This is a genomic window from Pseudomonas sp. NPDC089547, assembly GCF_050280665.1.
Taxonomy (GTDB): Bacteria; Pseudomonadota; Gammaproteobacteria; order Pseudomonadales; family Pseudomonadaceae; genus Aquipseudomonas.
Map to the genome: position 1 here is coordinate 123,922 of NZ_JBNNVS010000007.1, position 17,943 is coordinate 141,864.

18 protein-coding genes are annotated in these 17,943 nt (G+C 57.1%); 8 read left to right on the forward strand and 10 right to left on the reverse strand.

Going from position 1 to position 17,943, the window contains the following annotated elements; all coding sequences use genetic code 11:
• Positions 1–5: 5 nt before the first annotated feature.
• From ACQKPZ_RS07460 to ACQKPZ_RS07475, 4 genes are all read right to left on the reverse strand, one after another.
• Positions 6–617 (reverse strand): FMN-dependent NADH-azoreductase, encoded by a 612-nt coding sequence (locus tag ACQKPZ_RS07460; protein ID WP_427536555.1) that lies wholly within the window; start codon positions 615–617, stop codon positions 6–8.
• Between the two features lie 360 nt (positions 618–977).
• Positions 978–1,595: an abortive infection family protein gene (locus tag ACQKPZ_RS07465; RefSeq protein WP_427536557.1), complete on the reverse strand. Its 618-nt coding sequence runs from the start codon at positions 1,593–1,595 to the stop codon at positions 978–980.
• Positions 1,573–1,884, reverse strand: coding sequence for a hypothetical protein (locus ACQKPZ_RS07470; RefSeq protein WP_427536558.1), 312 nt, complete (start codon positions 1,882–1,884; stop codon positions 1,573–1,575). Before ACQKPZ_RS07470 ends, ACQKPZ_RS07465 begins: the two co-directional genes overlap by 23 nt.
• A gap of 234 nt (positions 1,885–2,118) precedes the next feature.
• On the reverse strand, positions 2,119–3,033 hold the full coding sequence (locus tag ACQKPZ_RS07475) for a LysR substrate-binding domain-containing protein (protein WP_427536560.1): 915 nt from the start codon (positions 3,031–3,033) through the stop codon (positions 2,119–2,121).
• A gap of 200 nt (positions 3,034–3,233) precedes the next feature.
• Between ACQKPZ_RS07475 and ACQKPZ_RS07480 the strand changes: the two genes are divergently transcribed.
• The 4 genes from ACQKPZ_RS07480 to ACQKPZ_RS07495 all read left to right on the forward strand — a co-directional run bounded on the left by ACQKPZ_RS07480 (position 3,234) and on the right by ACQKPZ_RS07495 (position 7,261).
• Complete coding sequence (locus ACQKPZ_RS07480) at positions 3,234–3,983, forward strand: SDR family NAD(P)-dependent oxidoreductase (RefSeq protein ID WP_427536562.1); 750 nt, start codon at positions 3,234–3,236, stop codon at positions 3,981–3,983.
• A gap of 99 nt (positions 3,984–4,082) precedes the next feature.
• Positions 4,083–5,381 carry an MFS transporter gene (locus tag ACQKPZ_RS07485; RefSeq protein ID WP_427536564.1) on the forward strand — a complete coding sequence of 433 codons (1,299 nt, stop codon included), beginning with the start codon at positions 4,083–4,085 and terminating at the stop codon, positions 5,379–5,381.
• 18 nt (positions 5,382–5,399) lie between these two features.
• On the forward strand, positions 5,400–6,248 hold the full coding sequence (locus ACQKPZ_RS07490) for a transketolase (protein ID WP_427536566.1): 849 nt from the start codon (positions 5,400–5,402) through the stop codon (positions 6,246–6,248).
• A complete protein-coding gene (locus ACQKPZ_RS07495) occupies positions 6,245–7,261 on the forward strand; it encodes a transketolase family protein (RefSeq protein WP_427536568.1) in 1,017 nt (338 codons plus the stop codon). Before ACQKPZ_RS07490 ends, ACQKPZ_RS07495 begins: the two co-directional genes overlap by 4 nt.
• Positions 7,262–7,965: 704 nt before the next feature.
• Here the strand turns inward: ACQKPZ_RS07495 and ACQKPZ_RS07500 are convergent.
• Positions 7,966–8,910: a LysR substrate-binding domain-containing protein gene (locus tag ACQKPZ_RS07500; protein ID WP_400693090.1), complete on the reverse strand. Its 945-nt coding sequence runs from the start codon at positions 8,908–8,910 to the stop codon at positions 7,966–7,968.
• A 95-nt stretch (positions 8,911–9,005) separates the two neighbouring features.
• Complete coding sequence (locus ACQKPZ_RS07505) at positions 9,006–9,194, reverse strand: AAA family ATPase (protein ID WP_400693093.1); 189 nt, start codon at positions 9,192–9,194, stop codon at positions 9,006–9,008.
• Positions 9,195–9,544: 350 nt separating this feature from the next.
• On the opposite strand from ACQKPZ_RS07505, the gene ydiJ reads away from it, so the two are divergent.
• Both ydiJ and ACQKPZ_RS07515 read left to right on the forward strand, forming a co-directional pair.
• Complete coding sequence (ydiJ, locus tag ACQKPZ_RS07510) at positions 9,545–12,565, forward strand: D-2-hydroxyglutarate dehydrogenase YdiJ (protein ID WP_427536570.1); 3,021 nt, start codon at positions 9,545–9,547, stop codon at positions 12,563–12,565.
• 328 nt (positions 12,566–12,893) lie between these two features.
• Positions 12,894–13,070 (forward strand): AbrB/MazE/SpoVT family DNA-binding domain-containing protein, encoded by a 177-nt coding sequence (locus ACQKPZ_RS07515; RefSeq protein ID WP_427536664.1) that lies wholly within the window; start codon positions 12,894–12,896, stop codon positions 13,068–13,070.
• Positions 13,071–13,142: 72 nt separating this feature from the next.
• Here the strand turns inward: ACQKPZ_RS07515 and ACQKPZ_RS07520 are convergent, their stop codons facing one another.
• Genes ACQKPZ_RS07520 through ACQKPZ_RS07530 form a run of 3 tightly spaced genes read right to left on the reverse strand, consistent with a single transcriptional unit; the run spans position 13,143 to position 15,043 of the window.
• Entirely contained in the window at positions 13,143–14,021 is an 879-nt protein-coding gene (locus ACQKPZ_RS07520) for a DMT family transporter (RefSeq protein ID WP_427536572.1), read from the reverse strand.
• Between the two features lie 48 nt (positions 14,022–14,069).
• The gene (locus ACQKPZ_RS07525) at positions 14,070–14,516 is read right to left on the reverse strand and encodes a DMT family transporter (RefSeq protein WP_427536574.1); all 447 of its coding nucleotides are present in this window, start codon (positions 14,514–14,516) and stop codon (positions 14,070–14,072) included.
• A 17-nt stretch (positions 14,517–14,533) separates the two neighbouring features.
• On the reverse strand, positions 14,534–15,043 hold the full coding sequence (locus ACQKPZ_RS07530) for an N-acetyltransferase family protein (RefSeq protein ID WP_427536576.1): 510 nt from the start codon (positions 15,041–15,043) through the stop codon (positions 14,534–14,536).
• Between the two features lie 214 nt (positions 15,044–15,257).
• Between ACQKPZ_RS07530 and ACQKPZ_RS07535 the strand changes: the two genes are divergently transcribed.
• Positions 15,258–15,818 carry a helix-turn-helix domain-containing protein gene (locus ACQKPZ_RS07535; RefSeq protein ID WP_427536578.1) on the forward strand — a complete coding sequence of 187 codons (561 nt, stop codon included), beginning with the start codon at positions 15,258–15,260 and terminating at the stop codon, positions 15,816–15,818.
• A 570-nt stretch (positions 15,819–16,388) separates the two neighbouring features.
• On the forward strand, positions 16,389–17,375 hold the full coding sequence (locus tag ACQKPZ_RS07540) for a LysR family transcriptional regulator (RefSeq protein WP_427536580.1): 987 nt from the start codon (positions 16,389–16,391) through the stop codon (positions 17,373–17,375).
• Here the strand turns inward: ACQKPZ_RS07540 and ACQKPZ_RS07545 are convergent.
• On the reverse strand, positions 17,359–17,856 hold the full coding sequence (locus ACQKPZ_RS07545) for a RidA family protein (RefSeq protein WP_427536582.1): 498 nt from the start codon (positions 17,854–17,856) through the stop codon (positions 17,359–17,361). The two genes, ACQKPZ_RS07540 and ACQKPZ_RS07545, sit on opposite strands and share 17 nt — an antisense overlap.
• Between the last annotated feature and the right edge of the window lie 87 nt (positions 17,857–17,943).

Sequence of the window (17,943 nt, forward strand, 5' to 3'; positions counted from 1 at the left end):
CAGGATCAGGCAGCAGCAAACAGCTCGTTGGCAATCTGCGCCTGGGCAGCATCAATCGCCTGGCTGCGCTGCTCAGGGCCATAGGCCAGGCCATGGGCGCGGACGATTTCCAGGTCGGTGATACCGATGAAGCCGAGGAATACCTTGAGGAAGTCTTCATGCCCGGCGCCAGTCGGCTGGCCAGCGTGCAGGCCACCCGCGGTGGACACCAGCACCACTTTCTTGTTGCCGCATAGGCCTTCCGGGCCCGCTTCGGTGTAGCGGAAGGTCTGGCCGGCGACGGCAACGCGGTCGATCCAGGCCTTGAGCTGGGTCGGCACGGTGAAGTTGTACATCGGCGCACCGATTACTACGGCATCAGCGGCCAGAAACTCTGCGAGGGTTTCAGCGCTCAGCTTGGCCTCAAAGGCCTGGGCTGCATCACGCATGCCTTCGGGGGTGCCTGCGGCGACCAGGGTGGCGGCAGAGAAGTGGGCGATGGCGTCGGCGGCCAGATCGCGGTACACCACGTCCACGCTCGGATCAGCGGCTTTCCAGGCCTCAACCACTTCACGGCTCAGCTGGCGGGAGGCGGAGTTGTCGCCCAGGATGCTGGAATCGATGTGCAACAGTTTCATAGGAATCTCCTGTGATTGAAGACCGCGGTGTCAAGCGATCACGATGGGAAGAATCCTACCGGGATGAGCAATGGCTGATAAGCAGGCAAAAATGCGTTAGTTTGTCCCACAGGTGGAACAGTGAGACATTCCCATGCAAGACCTTAACGTTTTGTGGGGAATGCCAGTTTAGGGGAGGAAAAGGTCAAAATGCTCAGCCCTTCTCTTCCCTAGAGACACCAAAGGCAGTAGCCGTCCGAGCACATTTTGGGTCTCCTCCCTCAATGTCCTCATCGTGGTGCAATTGGGTCTAACAAGAAGGGCAGCTTACGGCCAGAGGAAGCCCTTCGTAGCAGCTATTTACTGGCCGATTCGCTTCATCTATCGCGGTTTCTGCTCGCCCTTCAAGACCTCCTCAGTCTGCTTGAGTACAAACGCCGAGCAAGCCCCTGAAAGGTGATTGATAAGCTGTGCCAGATCAGAGCCTGGAGGAGTGTAACCATCGTTTTTGCCATGGGCGGTGCTGCTGGAATTCCTCAAAGTCCCGATCCCGTGAAATACAGTTCCGATACCTATCAGAGCCTGCTTAGCCCCTTCATCCAGCATGCCGACGTCATGCAGCTTTTTTGCCGTGCGAGAAGTGAGACTCTGAATCGCCAAGGTTTCATGACCAGTGTCCCCAAGCTGCTTTAGACACGCTTTCAAGACTGTTTCTGTATGGGAACTGCTGCGAGCGATGGAGTCCTCTGGGTCAATCTCTACAGCTTTCTGAGCTGTCTGCCATGACTCAAGCAAAGTCTGATGGGGCTCGAACTGCTTTTCAATGTCTGAGTCAATGGCCGCTTTTTCTGCTAAGACAAATTCGGTCAACCATTCATTCGTGGTGCTAATGGTGATGTGCTCTTCTTCCAGGCTCCTTGAGATATCTGCTACCAGCGATTCTAGAATTGCCGGGGTGCTCAGCGATCGCAGCCATTCAGGCTTGATTTCTGCTCTCATAATCATTCCAGTCAGGTTCTGCCCAGCCGTCTGCAAACCGCTCAACCCTTACAATCATTCTCTCTCCGCTGAAGAACAACCAGCCAACGCTACCCCCACTTGCGCCGATATCATCAATCTCCCAATGCTCAAGCGTTACTCCCTTGCTAGAGCCGCAGCAGCCAAGGCCACCCGAATACTCCACGAGCTTTTTATCGAAAGCTGTCAGACGGTCTAGTAATCGTTGGCGCTCGCCCTTCACTTTCGCGGACAATGCCGCCAACCCAGTTAGCCCGGCGTTGTTCGCCATGATTTCACTCCCCTCAGTCAGAACTGACTTTTTACAGGAGCCAACCGAAAATTTCGGCTGGATAGCTGGTGTCCGGTTTTGCCTAATCGTGCCGATGTCAGCAATGGGTCGAAGGCAGCCACTCGCTGCCGGCTACTTTTGCCCCAAGCTACCTGCTGAGACGGGCAGCTAACGGCCAAAAGCAGTCACTCAGCAGCCACTCTGATGAGATGTTTGCGTGTCATGACATCGAAATCAGTAATCGAAGTCATGCCCCAGCTCCTTCTGCATCCACTCTAGAAATCGTCTGACCCGCGGGAAGTTTGCATGCGCCCGCGGGAACACCAAGTGGTGTGCGGTGATGGGCGCACTCAATTGCGGCGCGACCTCTATCAGAGTTCCACGAGCCAGATAATCCTGCGCCAGAAGCGTGCTTTCCAGGGCGAATCCAAGGCCGTGGCTGGCAGCTTCCAGCGTCATGTAGGAGCGGTCGAAGCTCAGGGTGTAAGGCCTTTCCGGGCGTGACAGGCCATGTTGGGCGAACAATTGCGGCCACTTTATAAGCGTCGCCTCCGACAAAATCAGGTTGCAGTCCAGCAAATCCGCGACCGTCCGGATCGGGCGTTTTTTCAGGAGCCGGGGTGACGCCATGATCGCGATTTTCTCGTTACGAAGGGTCCGTACTTCGTAACTGGGCCAGTTGGGCATGCCGTGGCGGATGTCCACGTCAATCTTGTCACGACTGAAATGCAGCGACTCGTAGGAACACGAGAGGTTGAGCTGTATGTCGGGATGGCTCTGTCGAAACTGCTCCAGGCGCGGCATCAGCCACAACAGGCCGAAGCTGGGAGATGAGTGCAAACGCAAACAATCGAGGCTGACATCGCTGGTGGCGCGCTCGGTCGCCACCGCCAAGCTATGTAGGATGCCGGAGACCTCAGCGAGGTATTGCTCACCCACCGGCGTCAGAGTCACTCCTCTGGCCGTTCTCAGAAACAGTTGACGACCAATCATCGCCTCCAGTTTGGCCAATTGATGACTGACCGCCGACGGCGTCAAATCAAGGACTTCCGCCGCTCGCGCGACATTCCCAAAGCGCGCCGTCTGTTCAAAGGCCTGAATGGCTTTCAGGGGTGGCAGTACCGCAGGTGCATCGCCGGATGAACTCATGATTGTTGTTATTCCGTTGTAGGTTGCATAAGTCGGGCGTTGAGCCATTCAACCACTTGATATTCGCCATTGCGAGTGCTGAATTTTTTTCAGCATCGACTGACATTCGCCTTATTGCTCAGGCTCCCCCTGAAGAACAAGCTGAGTCAACGGGTCCTTACGGTCCGCCCCATAAAAACAATCATCAGAGGTACTCTTCCATGCTTCTTCAAGGCAAAGTCGCGATCATCACCGGTGCAGCGTCCGCTCGTGGCATTGGCCGCGCAACAGCGACCACCTTCGCGCATCAAGGCGCACGCGTCGTGATCTTGGATCTGGATGAATCCGCCGCCCGGGATGCTGCGGCTTCCTTGGGTGAAGGTCATCTGGGCCTAGCGGCCAACGTCGCAGACGAATCGCAGGTTCAACGGGCTGTCGCCACCATCATCGAGCACTTCGGCCGAATCGACATTCTGGTCAACAACGCCGGCATCACCCAGCCCCTCAAGACCCTCGATATCCGCCCCTCTGATTACGACAAAGTGCTGGACGTCAGCCTGCGCGGTACCCTCCTCATGTCCCAGGCAGTCATTCCGATGATGCGCCAGCAGTCGGGCGGCAGCATCGTGTGCATGTCCTCCGTTTCGGCACAACGCGGCGGCGGCATTTTCGGTGGCCCCCATTACAGCGCCGCCAAGGCCGGCGTATTAGGTCTGGCCAAAGCCATGGCACGGGAGCTGGGACCGGACAATGTCCGCGTCAACTCCATCGCCCCCGGCCTGATTCACACCGACATCACCGGCGGGCTGATGCAGGACGAACGTCGCCACGCCATCATCGACAGCATCCCGCTGGGACGCTTGGGTGAAGCTCAGGATGTCGCCAACGCCGCCCTGTTTTTAGCCAGCGACCTATCCTCGTACCTGACTGGCATCACGTTGGATGTGAACGGCGGCATGCTGATTCACTGATTACATCTGGGCGGGCCTGCGCGGCCCGTGCGGTTCTGGATCGACGATGCGCCGGGCTTGAATGCCTGGCGGTCAATAAAAATAAGAGATCAGACCATCATGACTACCCTGTCGCTCGAAGCGGTTTCGACCGTGCGCTCCTCCGCCTACCGTAAAACGGCCTGGCGCCTGATGCCGTTCCTAATGCTGTGCTACCTGTGCGCCTATCTCGATCGCGTGAACGTCGGTTTTGCAAAGTTGCAAATGATGAACGATCTGGCGCTCAGCGAAACGGTTTATGGGCTGGGTGCGGGCATGTTCTTCATCGGCTATTTCCTCTGCGAAGTGCCCAGCAACATAATGCTGCACAAGATCGGTGCCCGGGTGTGGATCGCCCGCATCATGATCACCTGGGGCATCATCTCGGCGCTGTTCGCCTTCGTTGAAACCGCGTGGCAATTCTATGCGCTGCGCTTTCTGCTGGGGATCGCCGAGGCGGGCCTGGCCCCGGGCCTGCTGCTGTACCTGACCTACTGGTTCCCGTCCTACCGCCGTGCCCGCATGACGGTGCTGTGGTTCATCGCCATCCCACTGTCGGGCATGGTCGGCGGCCCGCTGTCCGGCTGGATCATGAACCACTTTGCCGGCGTGCATGGCTGGGCCGGCTGGCAGTGGATGTTCGTGCTGGAGGCTGTGCCAACGGTGGTGGTCGGGCTGCTGGTGCTGAGTTACCTCAAGGACGGCGTGCACCAGGCCAACTGGCTCAACGACGAAGAAAAGGCGCTGATTACCCGGGAACTGACAGAGGACAACCAGCAGAAAGTCACCCACGCGTCTGTGGGCGAGTTCATTCGCGACCGCCGCCTGTGGTTGCTGGCCAGCATCTACTTCTGCGTAGTGATGGGCCAGTACGCAATCACCTTCTGGCTGCCGACGCTGGTGCGCAACGCCGGGGTTTCCGACCCGCTGCACATCGGTTGCCTGACCAGCCTGCCCTACCTCTGCGCAATCGTGGCGATGCTGCTGGTCGGACGTAGCGGCGATAAACATCGCGAACGCCGCTGGCACCTCATCGTGCCAATGATCGCTGGTGCCATCGGGCTGAGCCTGGCGGCATTGATGGGCGGCAATATGACGCTCTCCATCCTCAGCCTGTGCCTGGCCGCCTCCGGAATCCTGTCTGCCACGTCGCTTTTCTGGATGTTGCCCACCACGCTGCTAGGTGGAGTCTCCGCTGCCGCGGGCATCGCGGCGGTCAACAGCTTCGCCAACCTCGCAGGTTTCTGCTCGCCTTATCTGATCGGCTGGATCACCACGACCACCGGTTCCAGCGCCATCGGTATGTATCTGATCACTGGCGTGCTGCTCGCCGGTGCCACCCTGGTGCTGCGAATTCCCGCCGCCTTGGTCAATCGTTGATTCACAGGAGTATTCACCATGACTGCCAATCCTTCATGCGTTATCACCGGGACGCTCAAGCAGCGTGCCCATAACATCCGCCGCCACGCTTTGCGTATGGGGCAAGTTCAGGGTCAGGGCTACGTCGGCCAGGCTCTGGGCGCAGCCGACCTCCTGGCCGTGTCCTACTTCCATGCGCTGAGCTATCGCCCGGAAGATCCGGAATGGGAAGCTCGGGATCGTTTCTATCTGTCCATCGGTCACTATGCCATAGCCCTGTACGCCGCCTTGATCGAAGCCGACATTATCCCGCTCGATGAGCTAGAAACCTACGGTGCGGACGACAGCCGCTTACCCATGTCGGGCATGGCCGCCTACACCCCAGGCATGGAAATCACCGGTGGCTCGCTTGGCCAGGGCTTGGGCATTGCGGTCGGCGCCTGTTTGGGCCTCAAGCGCAAAGGCTCACTCTCCTTCGTCTACAACTTGCTTTCCGACGGCGAGTTGAACGAAGGCTCGACCTGGGAAGCCGTGATGTCGGCCTCACACTGGAAGCTGGATAACCTGATCGCCATCGTCGACGTCAACAATCAGCAAGCCGACGGCTACTCCAGTGAAATCCTGTCGTTCGAGCCCATTGTCGATCGCTGGCAGGCGTTTGGCTGGTTCACCCAGCGCGTCGATGGCAATGATCTGGAGGCGCTGGTCAGCGCGTTCGATGCCGCGCGGAATCATCCTGGTACTCAGCCACGAGTGATCATATGCGACACCAAAATGGGCAAAGGCGTGCCCTTCCTGGAAACCCGCGAGAAGACGCACTTCATCCGCGTGGAAGAACATGAATGGGACCTGGCACTGAGCAATCTTGAAGAAGGAAAAAACCAATGAATAAAGTTGCCAACACGCCGATTGCCGAACCGACCAAGAAGCGTCTGACCACCTCGGCGATGATCGCCTCGATTGCTTCTGAAGGCCAAGCCACGAAATCCGCGCCTTTCGGGCACGCCCTTGCGGCTCTGGCAGATCAGCGTCAGGACATCGTCGGGCTGTCCGCCGACCTGTCCAAGTACACTGACCTGCACATTTTCGCCAAGGCACATCCGGACCGGTTCTATCAAATGGGCATGGCCGAACAATTGCTGATGAGTGCGGCCGCGGGGATGGCCCGGGAAGGCTTCGTACCTTTTGCCACCACCTACGCCGTGTTTGCGTCGCGCCGCGCATATGACTTCATCTGCATGGCGATCGCAGAGGAAAACCTCAACGTCAAGATCGTCTGCGGCCTGCCCGGCCTCACCACCGGTTACGGCCCAAGCCATCAGGCCACCGACGATTTGGCAATCTTCCGGGCCATGCCCAACCTCATGATCGTCGACCCCTGTGACGCTCTGGAAATCGAACAGGCCGTACCAGCGATCGCCGCACATCAAGGACCGGTGTACATGCGTTTGTTGCGCGGCAACGTACCGCTTGTGCTAGACGAGTACGGCTACAAATTCGAGATCGGCAAAGCCAAGACCCTACGCACTGGTAACGATGTACTGATCATATCTACCGGCCTGATGACCATGCGCGCACTGGAATCAGCCAAGGAACTACAAGCGGACGGAGTCGATGTCGCCGTGCTGCACGTACCGACGATAAAGCCGCTGGATGAGCAAACCATTCTTGCCGAGGCAAGGAAGTCGGGGCGGCTGGTGGTAACAGCAGAAAATAGTTCAATTATCGGCGGTCTCGGCGAGGCCGTTGCCGGGGTGCTGCTGCGCAACGGCGTGGCGCCAGCCTTCCGGCAGATCGCCTTGCCTGACGCGTTCCTCGATGCCGGCGCCTTGCCAACGCTGCATGATCGCTATGGCATTTCCACTCAAGCCATTTGTGCTCAAATCAAAGCCTGGCTTTGACCGCGACTGAATAGCGGCGCTAGCCTGCTTCAAGGATGTCCACATTGGGCTGTCGATTGCTGCCTGTAACGACAGGCGGCAATTCGCCCCCCTAGCCATCCTGGCGACGGTTCAGATCGCCTGCAACTGACCGGTCAGATCGAATGCAAACGGTGATCAGCATCGATGAAAATCATTGGCCAAGTGCAGGGTAATTTTCCAGCAGTGCTTGGTAAACGAGGGCTTTTCCCGTAGCAGAGGTGCTTTGGATATAGATCCCCTTCCGGCCCACGATCAACCCAATCACCGATCGACCATCCGTGCGCTTCGCTGCTGAGATCTTCCACTCTCTCAAATCGATGCCGGACGGTGATGGATAGTCCTCTGGGTGCGTGTGCCACTCCTGCCGTTTTGGCTAGCGATAAAATCGCTAACACGCTGAGCAAACTAAACTTAGAAATGTTGTTACTATGTCAAAGTAATTTACATGGCCTTGAAAAATCAGGAGGCACGTGAACAATCAGACACTTTTTGTTCAGTTACTCATCTGGCAAACCCGACGAACGGTCTCCCTCTTGGGATCAATCCCGGGTCATGTATTGCGATTATCCCGCTGGAGATATCTGGCAGATTTGCGGGTTGGACTGCCTATATGGCGACATGCTCGATGGGCAGATCTGATCCTAAGCCTCGTCATCCCACGTTGTCTGAGTGCTTTCCGATCACTACGGTTTGGATATCTTGCCTGCTGCTTTACAGGCCTTCCGATCAGCTTCAGCGTTCGCCCCAAGCTCCTCGGCAAGAAGATCAATTAGCCCACGGACGGACGGAAGCAATCCGCGTTTGGAGGGGTAGACAGCATGAATTAACCCGCTAGGAGGTCGATACGCCGGCAACACCTCCACTAGCATGCCAGCCTCTAGATCATGTCTCACCATAACCTCTGGCATCTGGACGATCCCGACACCCTGGACCGCAGCTCGATGTAATGCATCTAGGTCAGCGGTGACAAAGCGTGGTGTATGAGGTACCTCTACTCGATCCCCAAAGGGATCGATAAAGGCCCAGCGGTGGTCGCGGTTGGCTGGAGCCAGGTCCATGCTCGGTAGACCAATCAGATCGCCTGGCGCTTCCAATTCAATGTCTTCAACCAGTGAAGGCTTCGCCACAAGCTTCTGGTAGCTTTCGCCGAAGACTTTAAGGAATAGGTTTTCGTCTTGAAGTGGTGGAAAGCGCACTCGCAAGGCAATGTCGAAGCCCTCCCCCAGAACGTCTACTCTCCGGTTCGTGCTCTCTACTTGGATCTGCACCTTCGGATGGGCAACCATGAATTTCGCCATGGCATCACTCACGCCCATAGCTGCTAACGCAGGCGGACAGCTGACGCGTATCAAACCATGAGGCTCGGACCGCGACTCCTCGATGACCTTCTCGGCAGCATCTGCCTCAACGAGCATGGCGACGCAGTGGCGATAGTAGTCCTGGCCAATCTCAGTTACGGTGAATTTGCGGGTGGACCGCTGGATCAGACGTACACCCAGCCGCTCCTCGAGGGCCAGAACTCGACGGCTTAGCTTGGACTTTGGGATGCCAATCTTTCTGGCGGCCGCGGCAAAACCTTTGTGTTCAACCACTTGGGCAAAGAAGTACAGCTCATTGAAATCGAACACTGGTGTGATCCGGGCAGGAAAGGACGGTCTCATTATTACATAGACGTCCTCACTGCCCTGAAAGAAGCGATTCCAAAACCTAATTGTCCAGCTAGCTATCCGGGATGGGCAGGTAGCAACCTGCGAAAAACCTTAGCGATAGAGGTTTTTCCGCAGTTGTTGCGTTCAACGATCAGCGTTGTGCGCTCTTCAAGACCTAGACTCACATTCTGGAGCAGCTTGAAATTCTCAATCTCGACTCGTTCGATCCGCATGATTTCCCTGCCCTGAAAGCGCTTGGCCATCACTGTAGATCGAAGCTTGTCGTAGTCAAAAAAATGAGTATCCCACCTCACTTCCTACCCGCCTTTCGGGCGCTACGAGGGTAACTGAATACATTCAGCCAACAGTCCCGAAAAACAGAAAGTCCGCTAGGTCAGTGCGTTCAGCGAGTAGATTTGACAATCCCAAGGCCACAACATTGGCTTTGACACATTCATAAAAGTCATTAATAGCGGCAAGAATATCCGTTTGTATCATGCCTGAAGGTCCGAGATCATCGGTGTCACTGCTGCTTAAGGGTCGATTCAATCATGTCTCGGCAGCAACAGTTCAACGCATCCGTGATTAGTTTCCTACAAGAGGCCATCCCCTGATGATCGCCCAGCTCTCGACCAATGCACCTGCGGCAGATTATTCCGCTTTCCTCGACGCCCTGCGTGCCGCCGGCTTCCGAGGCCAGTTCAGTGCCGATTACGCCACTCGTACGGTGCTTGCGACCGATAACTCGATCTACCAGCGCCTGCCCCAGGCTGCGGTGTTTCCGTTGGACGCAGACGACGTAGCGCGAGTCGCCGCGCTAATGGCCGAGCCACGCTTCCAGCAGATCAAGCTGACCCCGCGGGGCGGCGGCACAGGTACCAACGGCCAGTCGCTGACCGACGGCATCGTCGTCGACCTATCGCGACACATGAACAAGATCCTCGAAATCAACGTTGAGGAACGCTGGGTGCGGGTCCAGGCCGGTACTGTCAAGGACCAGCTCAACGCCGCGCTCAAGCCCCACGGGCTGTTCTTCGCCCCGGAATTGTCGACCTCCAACCGCGCCACCGTCGGCGGCATGATCAACACAGACGCCAGTGGTCAGGGCAGTTGCACATACGGCAAGACGCGCGACCACGTGCTGGAACTTGACACCGTACTGCTCGGCGGCGAACGCCTGCACAGCCAGCCGATCGACGACGCGGCGCTGGACAAGGCTTGCGCGCGCGCAGACCGCGTGGGTGCCATTTACCGTATGGCACGTGAAATTCAGGAAACCAAAGCTGATCTGATCGAGACCATCTTTCCGAAACTCAACCGTTGCCTGACCGGCTACGACTTGGCGCACTTGCGAGATGACCAGGGCCGCTTCAACCTCAACAGCGTACTGTGCGGTGCCGAGGGCTCGCTGGGCTACGTGGTCGAAGCCAAGCTGAATGTGTTGCCAATTCCGAAATACGCCGTACTGGTGAACGTGCGCTACGCCAGCTTCATGGACGCGCTGCGTGACGCTAATGCGCTCATGGCCAAAAAGCCGCTATCGATCGAGACGGTGGATTCGCGAGTACTGTTGTTGGCGATGAAGGACATCGTCTGGCACAGCGTCGCCGAATACTTCCCGGAGAATCCCGAGCGCGCGACCCTGGGTATCAACCTGGTGGAATTCTGCGGTGACGATCCGTCCGAAGTGAATGCGCAGGTGGCGGCGTTCGTCGGGCACCTCCAATCTGACAACAGCGTCGAGCGCCTCGGCCACACCCTAGCCGAAGGCGCCGAGGCGGTCACTCGCGTGTACACCATGCGCAAGCGCTCGGTAGGCCTGTTAGGCAACGTCGACGGCGAAGTGCGCCCACAGCCCTTCGTAGAAGACACCGCAGTGCCACCGGAGCAACTGGCCGACTACATCGCCGAGTTCCGCGCGCTGCTCGACGGCTACGGCCTGACCTACGGCATGTTCGGCCACGTCGATGCGGGTGTGCTACACGTTCGCCCGGCACTGGACATGAAGGACCCGGCGCAAGCCGCGCTGGTCAAACCGATCTCCGACGCGGTGGCGGCGCTGACCCACAAGTACGGGGGTCTCCTCTGGGGCGAACATGGCAAGGGCCTGCGCTCAGAGTATGTACCGGACTTCTTTGGCGAACTGTACCCTTCTCTTCAGGCGCTGAAGGGCGCGTTCGACCCACACAACCAACTCAACCCAGGCAAGATTTGCACTCCACAAGATAGTGCAGAAAGCCTCATCAAGGTCAACGAAGCGCCTATGCGTGGAGACCTAGATCGAACCATCGATGAGCGCGTATGGCAGAGTTTTGGAAGCGCGGTGCACTGCAACGGGAATGGAGCCTGCTACAACTACGACCCCAACGATGCTATGTGCCCATCATGGAAAGCTACCCGGGAGCGCCAACACTCTCCGAAAGGTCGTGCATCGCTGATCCGTGAATGGCTGCGCCTCCAGGGCGCTGCGGATATCGACGTTCTTGCGGCAGCACGTAACAAGGTCTCCTGGCTTAAAGGATTACCAGCACGACTGCGCAACAATGCTGGACGCGACCGCGGTGAAGAAGATTTTTCTCACGAAGTCTACGACGCTATGGCTGGCTGCCTGGCATGTAAGTCGTGCGCCGGACAGTGTCCGATCAAAGTCAACGTACCCGACTTCCGCTCGCGGTTCTTGGAGCTTTACCACGGTCGATATCAGCGTCCGGTGCGTGATTATCTGATTGGCTCGCTTGAGTTCACCATTCCATACATGGCCTACACACCAAGGCTGTACAACGCGGTGATGGGTTCCAAATTCGTCAGCCGCCTGCTAGAGAAGCAGGTTGGCATGGTCGACAGCCCGCTGATCAGCCGATTCAACTTCCAGGCAACACTGACTCGCTGCGGCGTGCGTGCTGCCAGCGTGCGCATGCTGAGCAAACTGACCTTGGAAGAGCGCGAGCGTAGCATCGTGTTGGTGCAGGATGCCTTCACCCGCTATTTCGAGACGCCGCTGCTGGCTGCGTTCATCGAGCTGGCCCACCGCCTGGGTCACCAGGTGTTCCTGGCGCCGTACAACGCCAACGGCAAGCCGCTGCACGTGCAAGGCTTCCTCGGTGCCTTCGCCAAGGCGGCTATCCGCAACGCCACCCAGCTCAAAACCCTGGCCGACTGTGGCGTGCCGCTGGTGGGCTTGGACCCGGCGATGACCCTGGTTTACCGACAGGAGTACAAGAAGGTGCCTGGCCTGGAGGAGAGCCCGCAGGTGTTGCTGCCACAGGAGTGGTTGGTGAATGTGCTACCGGAGCAGGCGCCGACCAAGCCAGGCAGTTTCCGACTGATGGCGCATTGCACCGAGAAGACCAACGTGCCGGCCAGTACCCGGCAGTGGGAACAGGTGTTCGCTCGGTTGGGGCTGAAGTTGGTGACCGAGGCGACGGGCTGCTGCGGTATGTCCGGGACTTACGGGCACGAAGCGCGCAATCAGGAGACTTCGCGGACCATCTTCGAGCAGTCCTGGGCGACCAAGCTGGACAAGGAAGAGGAGGCGCTTGCGACCGGGTACTCATGCCGCAGTCAGGTGAAGCGGATGACGGACAAGAAACTAAGACATCCGCTGGAAGTGGTGCTGGAGGTTACCGAAGCCTGACTATTCGTGTCCGGTACTTGGACTACCAATGACCAGGAAGAGCAGTTATCTGCGGAAGGCAACTTAGAGTCGGATGCGGTCCTATCGAAGGACAGCTTCCGACCCCAAGCAGACACCGCCCAAAGCTGAGTTGCCAGCGCCATCGCCGCAAGCCGGAAACCAAAGGATTACCACTAAACTCCTTCACACTTGCGAAAGCCGAGCTTGCCGGCGCCGGCCCCAATATCCAGCGTTCGCCGTGGGTCGGATGCTGTCAGTAGGGGGATGTGGGCGTAGGATGGAGGCTTTCCCATCAGTTCAGAAAGAGCCGCCCCTTATGAATGAATCCATGCGGACAACCGTGAAATGCCAAGACCCCGTTGATGGTTCTGGGGATTCCATCATTGACCTCCCGGACGATATCCTCGAACGCATGGGTGTCAAAATTGGTGATTCCCTAAGCATAGAACTGATAGACGGGAGCTTAGTGCTAAAGCCAATTCGTGATGCAAACGCCCAGCCCTAAGGCAGCTATCGACCCATTCACAGAGTCAGCTGCCCTCAAGGCGGACGCCTGCGACCGGCATTCCCGCCTCCCTCAGCGCTTAGCACTAAGGAGAGCAAGTGCAATTCCTCCCAGCACAATCAGGGAGGCGGCCACCATTCGAGTAGAAAGTGGCTCGCTGAGCAGTACCACTCCCGCAACCGAGGCAAGCACCGGAACGCTCAGCTGTAGCGTTGCGGCCGTCTGCGCGCGAATCCGTTTCACGACCGCGTACCACACGATGTAACCTGCCCCGGAGGCAAGAACTCCTGAAGCAATAGCGTAAATGGCCCCCGCCGGAGTGATATGCAGACTTGCCTTGGCAAGTCCTATTGCAGCGACAACTACCATTGGTGGCAGGCTGCGCAGGAAGTTTCCTGCGGTAACCTGGGCAGGGCTTTCTGAGCGTTTACCCAATACCGAGTAGCAGCCCCAGGCAATGCCGGAAACTGCCATGAACAGCGCGCTCTCAAGATCTGGCGCACTGCCACCTGGGGCGAGCAGTACGACAAGGCCAGAGAACGCCATCAACATTCCCAACACCACCCAAATTTGAAGCTTCTCCCCTCCTCTCATGCCCAGAGCGAACATCGTGATCTGCACGGCGCCAAACAAGATCAGTGCACCTCCGCCTGCGTCTAGTTGCACATAGGCAAGCGAGAATAGATACGCATACACGAATAGATAGAAACCACCCCGCCAAGTTCCGTTGGGGGAACCGGTTTTCATGGGTTTGAGACAGAGCGGCAGCAGAGCAAGTGCACCGCCCAGCAAACGAATAGCGGTGAAAGAGTCAGGGTCGATATCGCCCCCCCTTAGCGCCAAACGACAAAAGACAGAATTCGCTGCAAAGGCGATCAAGCTGAAGATCGTCGCGGCAATCAACAGCCATGACTGCTCGCTGGTCTGTTGCGCACCATTTGCACTTCTCATATAAGTCCTGTCCTCCCGTTATCTTTCAGTGAGGTATAGCAGGTGAGTTCAGAAGCCTCGATTCGCAATTAGCAGTACTCCCGCTATAAGAAATGCAATACCAATCAACGGCACAAGTAGGTCCTGAGTGGCGATGCGACCTGCGCCAAACACATCCACTAGCAAGGCAACGAGCACTTGGCTTGCAATCAAAACTGACGCCGTTGTTGCAGGTCCCAAACGCTGATAGCCAAGGAGACTGGCAAATACACAAAACGATCCCAGTACGCCTGGCAACAAGTGCCAGTAGCGGAGCCCATTTAAGGCTTCACTGATGCCAGATAGCCCAGATTTGCCAACTAGCAGAAGCAGTAGAAGCATAAAGCCGACAGCTGAGTTGATTAACAGCGCAATGAGGGCAGTGGATACGCCTCCCATGATTTGCACCATCAGCAAGTTTTGCGCGACTAAAGCTGCACCTGCCGCAATGAGTAGCCCCAAGATTATAAAGGTCATGGCATTGAGATCACCGGTTAGTCGGCAGGGCGAGCATCCAGCTTCAATTGGAGGAAGGTCAGATCAAGCCAAGTGCCAAATTTCACCCCCACCTCTTTCAAGGTACCAGCATGCTCGAATCCAAGCCGTTCATGCAGACGAATCGAGGCAACGTTTTCCGCCTCTATGCCTGCCACCATGACATGCTTACCAATGCTGCGTGCCCTGTCTATGAGAGCCATCAGCAGGTGCTTGCCGATGCCATTGCCACGTTGATCAGCACGAACATAGATAGAGTGCTCAACGGTATGACGGTAGCCATCCCACGCCCTCCAATCACCAAAGGATGCGTAGCCCAAAACGCTGTTATCAGGATCGATGGCTACCAATACCGGGTAGCCCGCTCTCGCTCGATCAGCAGCCCAAGCCCGGCGGTTGTCAGCATCTGCCTTTACGTCATTCCAGATGGCAGTAGAGTGCTCCACCGCCTCGTTGTAGATGGCAGTGATCCCCTCAATATGGCTTTCTGCTGCGTTTACAATTTCCATGGCAAACCCTCAGTCTACGGCGTCACTATGATGGACAGACTGTGACACCATAGTAGACGATTTGGCAATATATTTTACTCGCAGAACCGAACAAAGTCCGACAGATTGCTCATGGAATCTGGTAATGCGCGGTCAACCCGGCTCAACGCCGTTGTGGCGGCATTCCTATCGTACTACTATAGTGTCACCCCTACCTTCTGAAGCGAATTCCTTGATGAGTAATGACATTGACCTGCAAATTGGCGATAGGGTGAGGATCGAGCGAGAAAGCCGTGGATGGTCTCTAACAGACCTGGCAGCCAAGGCTGGTGTATCGAGGGCGATGATCTACAAGGTAGAGCGTGGAGAAAGCAGTCCAACAGCCAACCTGTTGGGGAAGCTTTCCGGCGCCTTCGGCCTGAGCATGTCTACACTCATGGCGCGCGCGGAACTGCGCCAGGGGAAGCTACTCCGAGCAGCAGATCAACCGCTTTGGATTGACCCCGATACCGGATACGAGCGCAGGCATGTCTCTCCACGCTCCGAAATGCCGCTGGATCTCGTTCAAGTGAAGCTACCGGCGGGTAAACAAGTACCGATGCCGGCATCCGCCTATGCGTTTTCACGGCAGCTGATATGGGTAATTAAAGGAGAGCTAGTATTTACGGAGGGCACCGTGCAACACCGCATGAGCGAAGGTGACTGCCTAGAGTTAGGTCCGCCTACAGATTGCGCATTTTTCAACGACAGCAGTGATCTATGTGTTTATGCGGTCGTCGTTCTTAAAGTCGCCTGATTGCTGTCACTCTCTGAACACGCAGGAGAGTGCTCGCTTCCGGTATAGGCAGAGTGAAAAAGCGGCGCGAGACGCTTGGCCAGAAAAATCAGATTTTGCGTCCTACGTAAATTCTGGATTACATGAACAGCCAATCTTCTCAAGATTGAAAGTACACCCGCGCCCCTCAAGAATCAATTGGATTTTCACACAGCCTGGATCAATAGCTACCATGAAGTGTTCGCGCCGTAGGATATCATCTACTTACTTCTGCCAGCGTGTCTAGCAGGGCGAGACGACCTAAATTGTTGACAGCCATTCAGGCACCACGCAGATCAAATCATGACGGTTTTTTCATTCACCCAATTTTCACAAACAGCCAGCCACACTCAAGCTTCCCTACGTGATAGACCTTGGCCTCCTAGCAGCGGGCTTTCTTTTGCGTTAAAAAACTGTTGATGATCTATTTAGCAAGCCGCAAAAAGCTCGTTCTAACGGCAATATTCCTGTGCCCAGAAGGCAGGCATTCGCTACAAACGCTAGCTTGGTTGACCCCGCCCCTTCTCGTATCATCAGCCCTCCCCACCTGGAATGATCTTCGTGAAGCCGCCACCTGGAAGTGCCCCTCCGATCCCTGCTGTTACCAATGACCCGAAGTGGGATGTCGGCGAGGCTGTCAGCCAGCTTTCCTGGGACGACTTGCGGATCATCAAGACCCTGAGTGACTGCGGCAGCCGCGCCGACACCGCCAAACAGCTTGGCATTAATGTTTCCACGGTCTCGCGCAGGGTCAAACAGGTCGAGACGGCGCTCGGGGTTGCGCTGTTCGATCATCGCAAGGCCGGATATCTGCTCACTGCCGAAGGTGCAGAGTTGCGGGAGCTAGCCGAACGGGTCGAACTGGACATCGTAAGCGTCACCCGCAGGGTTTCCCGTGCTGGTCAGGGCCCGCTGGGGAAACTGCGAATCACCACCAGCGACTCGCTGCTGCTGTACTTTCTCACGCCGATCATCGCGGATTTCAAGGCCCTCAATGAAGGGATCACCATTGAAGTGTTGGTTGGCAACCAGACGTTAAGCCTCGCGAGGGACGAGTCGGACATCGCGGTGCGAGCAACGCGAAAACCGGCAGATACTCTGGTGGGTCGCAAGCTCGCCAACATCGCTTGGGCACCCTTTCGCAGCGTCAAGCACGCGGGGATTGCCGATCCCTTCGCTGCCGGACAGTCGTGGGTATCCTACTCGGGAGGGCTGTGCGGTTTGAAGGCAACGAGCTACGTCGAATGTCGCGTGCCCCCGGAGCACATTTCCTACCGCACCGATTCAGTTGCGGCAGCAAGTGCCGCCATTGCGGCGGGCCTGGGTTTTGGCTTCCTCCCCTGCATGCTGGGCGACATTACCCCAGGATTGGTTCGGGTCGGCCCGGTGGTGCCGGAGCTTCAGGATGAGCTGTGGCTGCTTACCCACCAGGACATCAGGAAGTCCTGGCGAGTGAAAGCATTCATGACGTTCTGTGCAGCTGCCGTAGCAGACCTCAAACCGCTGGTCGAAGGTCAGCAGGCTATCCCGGTTCCCTAATTGAAACCGGGACAGCCGGTCTTTCGGCCTGGGCGCCGATCACCGCACGACACACGATCTCGATTAGCTGGGGACGCTGGGCGAGCCGCGACACACCGATGATATTGCTGGCCGCCTGCGGACGCTCTGTACCGTACGCCGCCTTGCGTACCTTGCCGACAACGGCAAAGGCCGCGTCCATGTCCAACACATACAGTGTCTCTTCAACAACATCCTGCATCGTGGCGCCATACAGGGTGAGCAACTTGGCGATGTTGTCGTAAGAAACCCGCATCTGTTCGCCCATCGACGAGAAATCGCTCGGACGACCGTCAGCATCCAGTGGCGCCGGCGCTACCAGATTGCCCTCTTCGTCATGGTTGAATTGTCCCGAGATGAAGATCTCGTTCCCAACTCGCCGCGCCTGCGGATAGCCGTAGCCCTCTTCCCATGGAACGCCCCAGTAGGCGGTGTCGTCGTTGAAAGGTCTTGATGCAGCCATTGGAATCTCCCTAGCGAAAAATGGATCGACCTGATCCGATTGGCCGAGATCCTAGCATCGGATTGGACGAGATCTGCGGTGCATTAA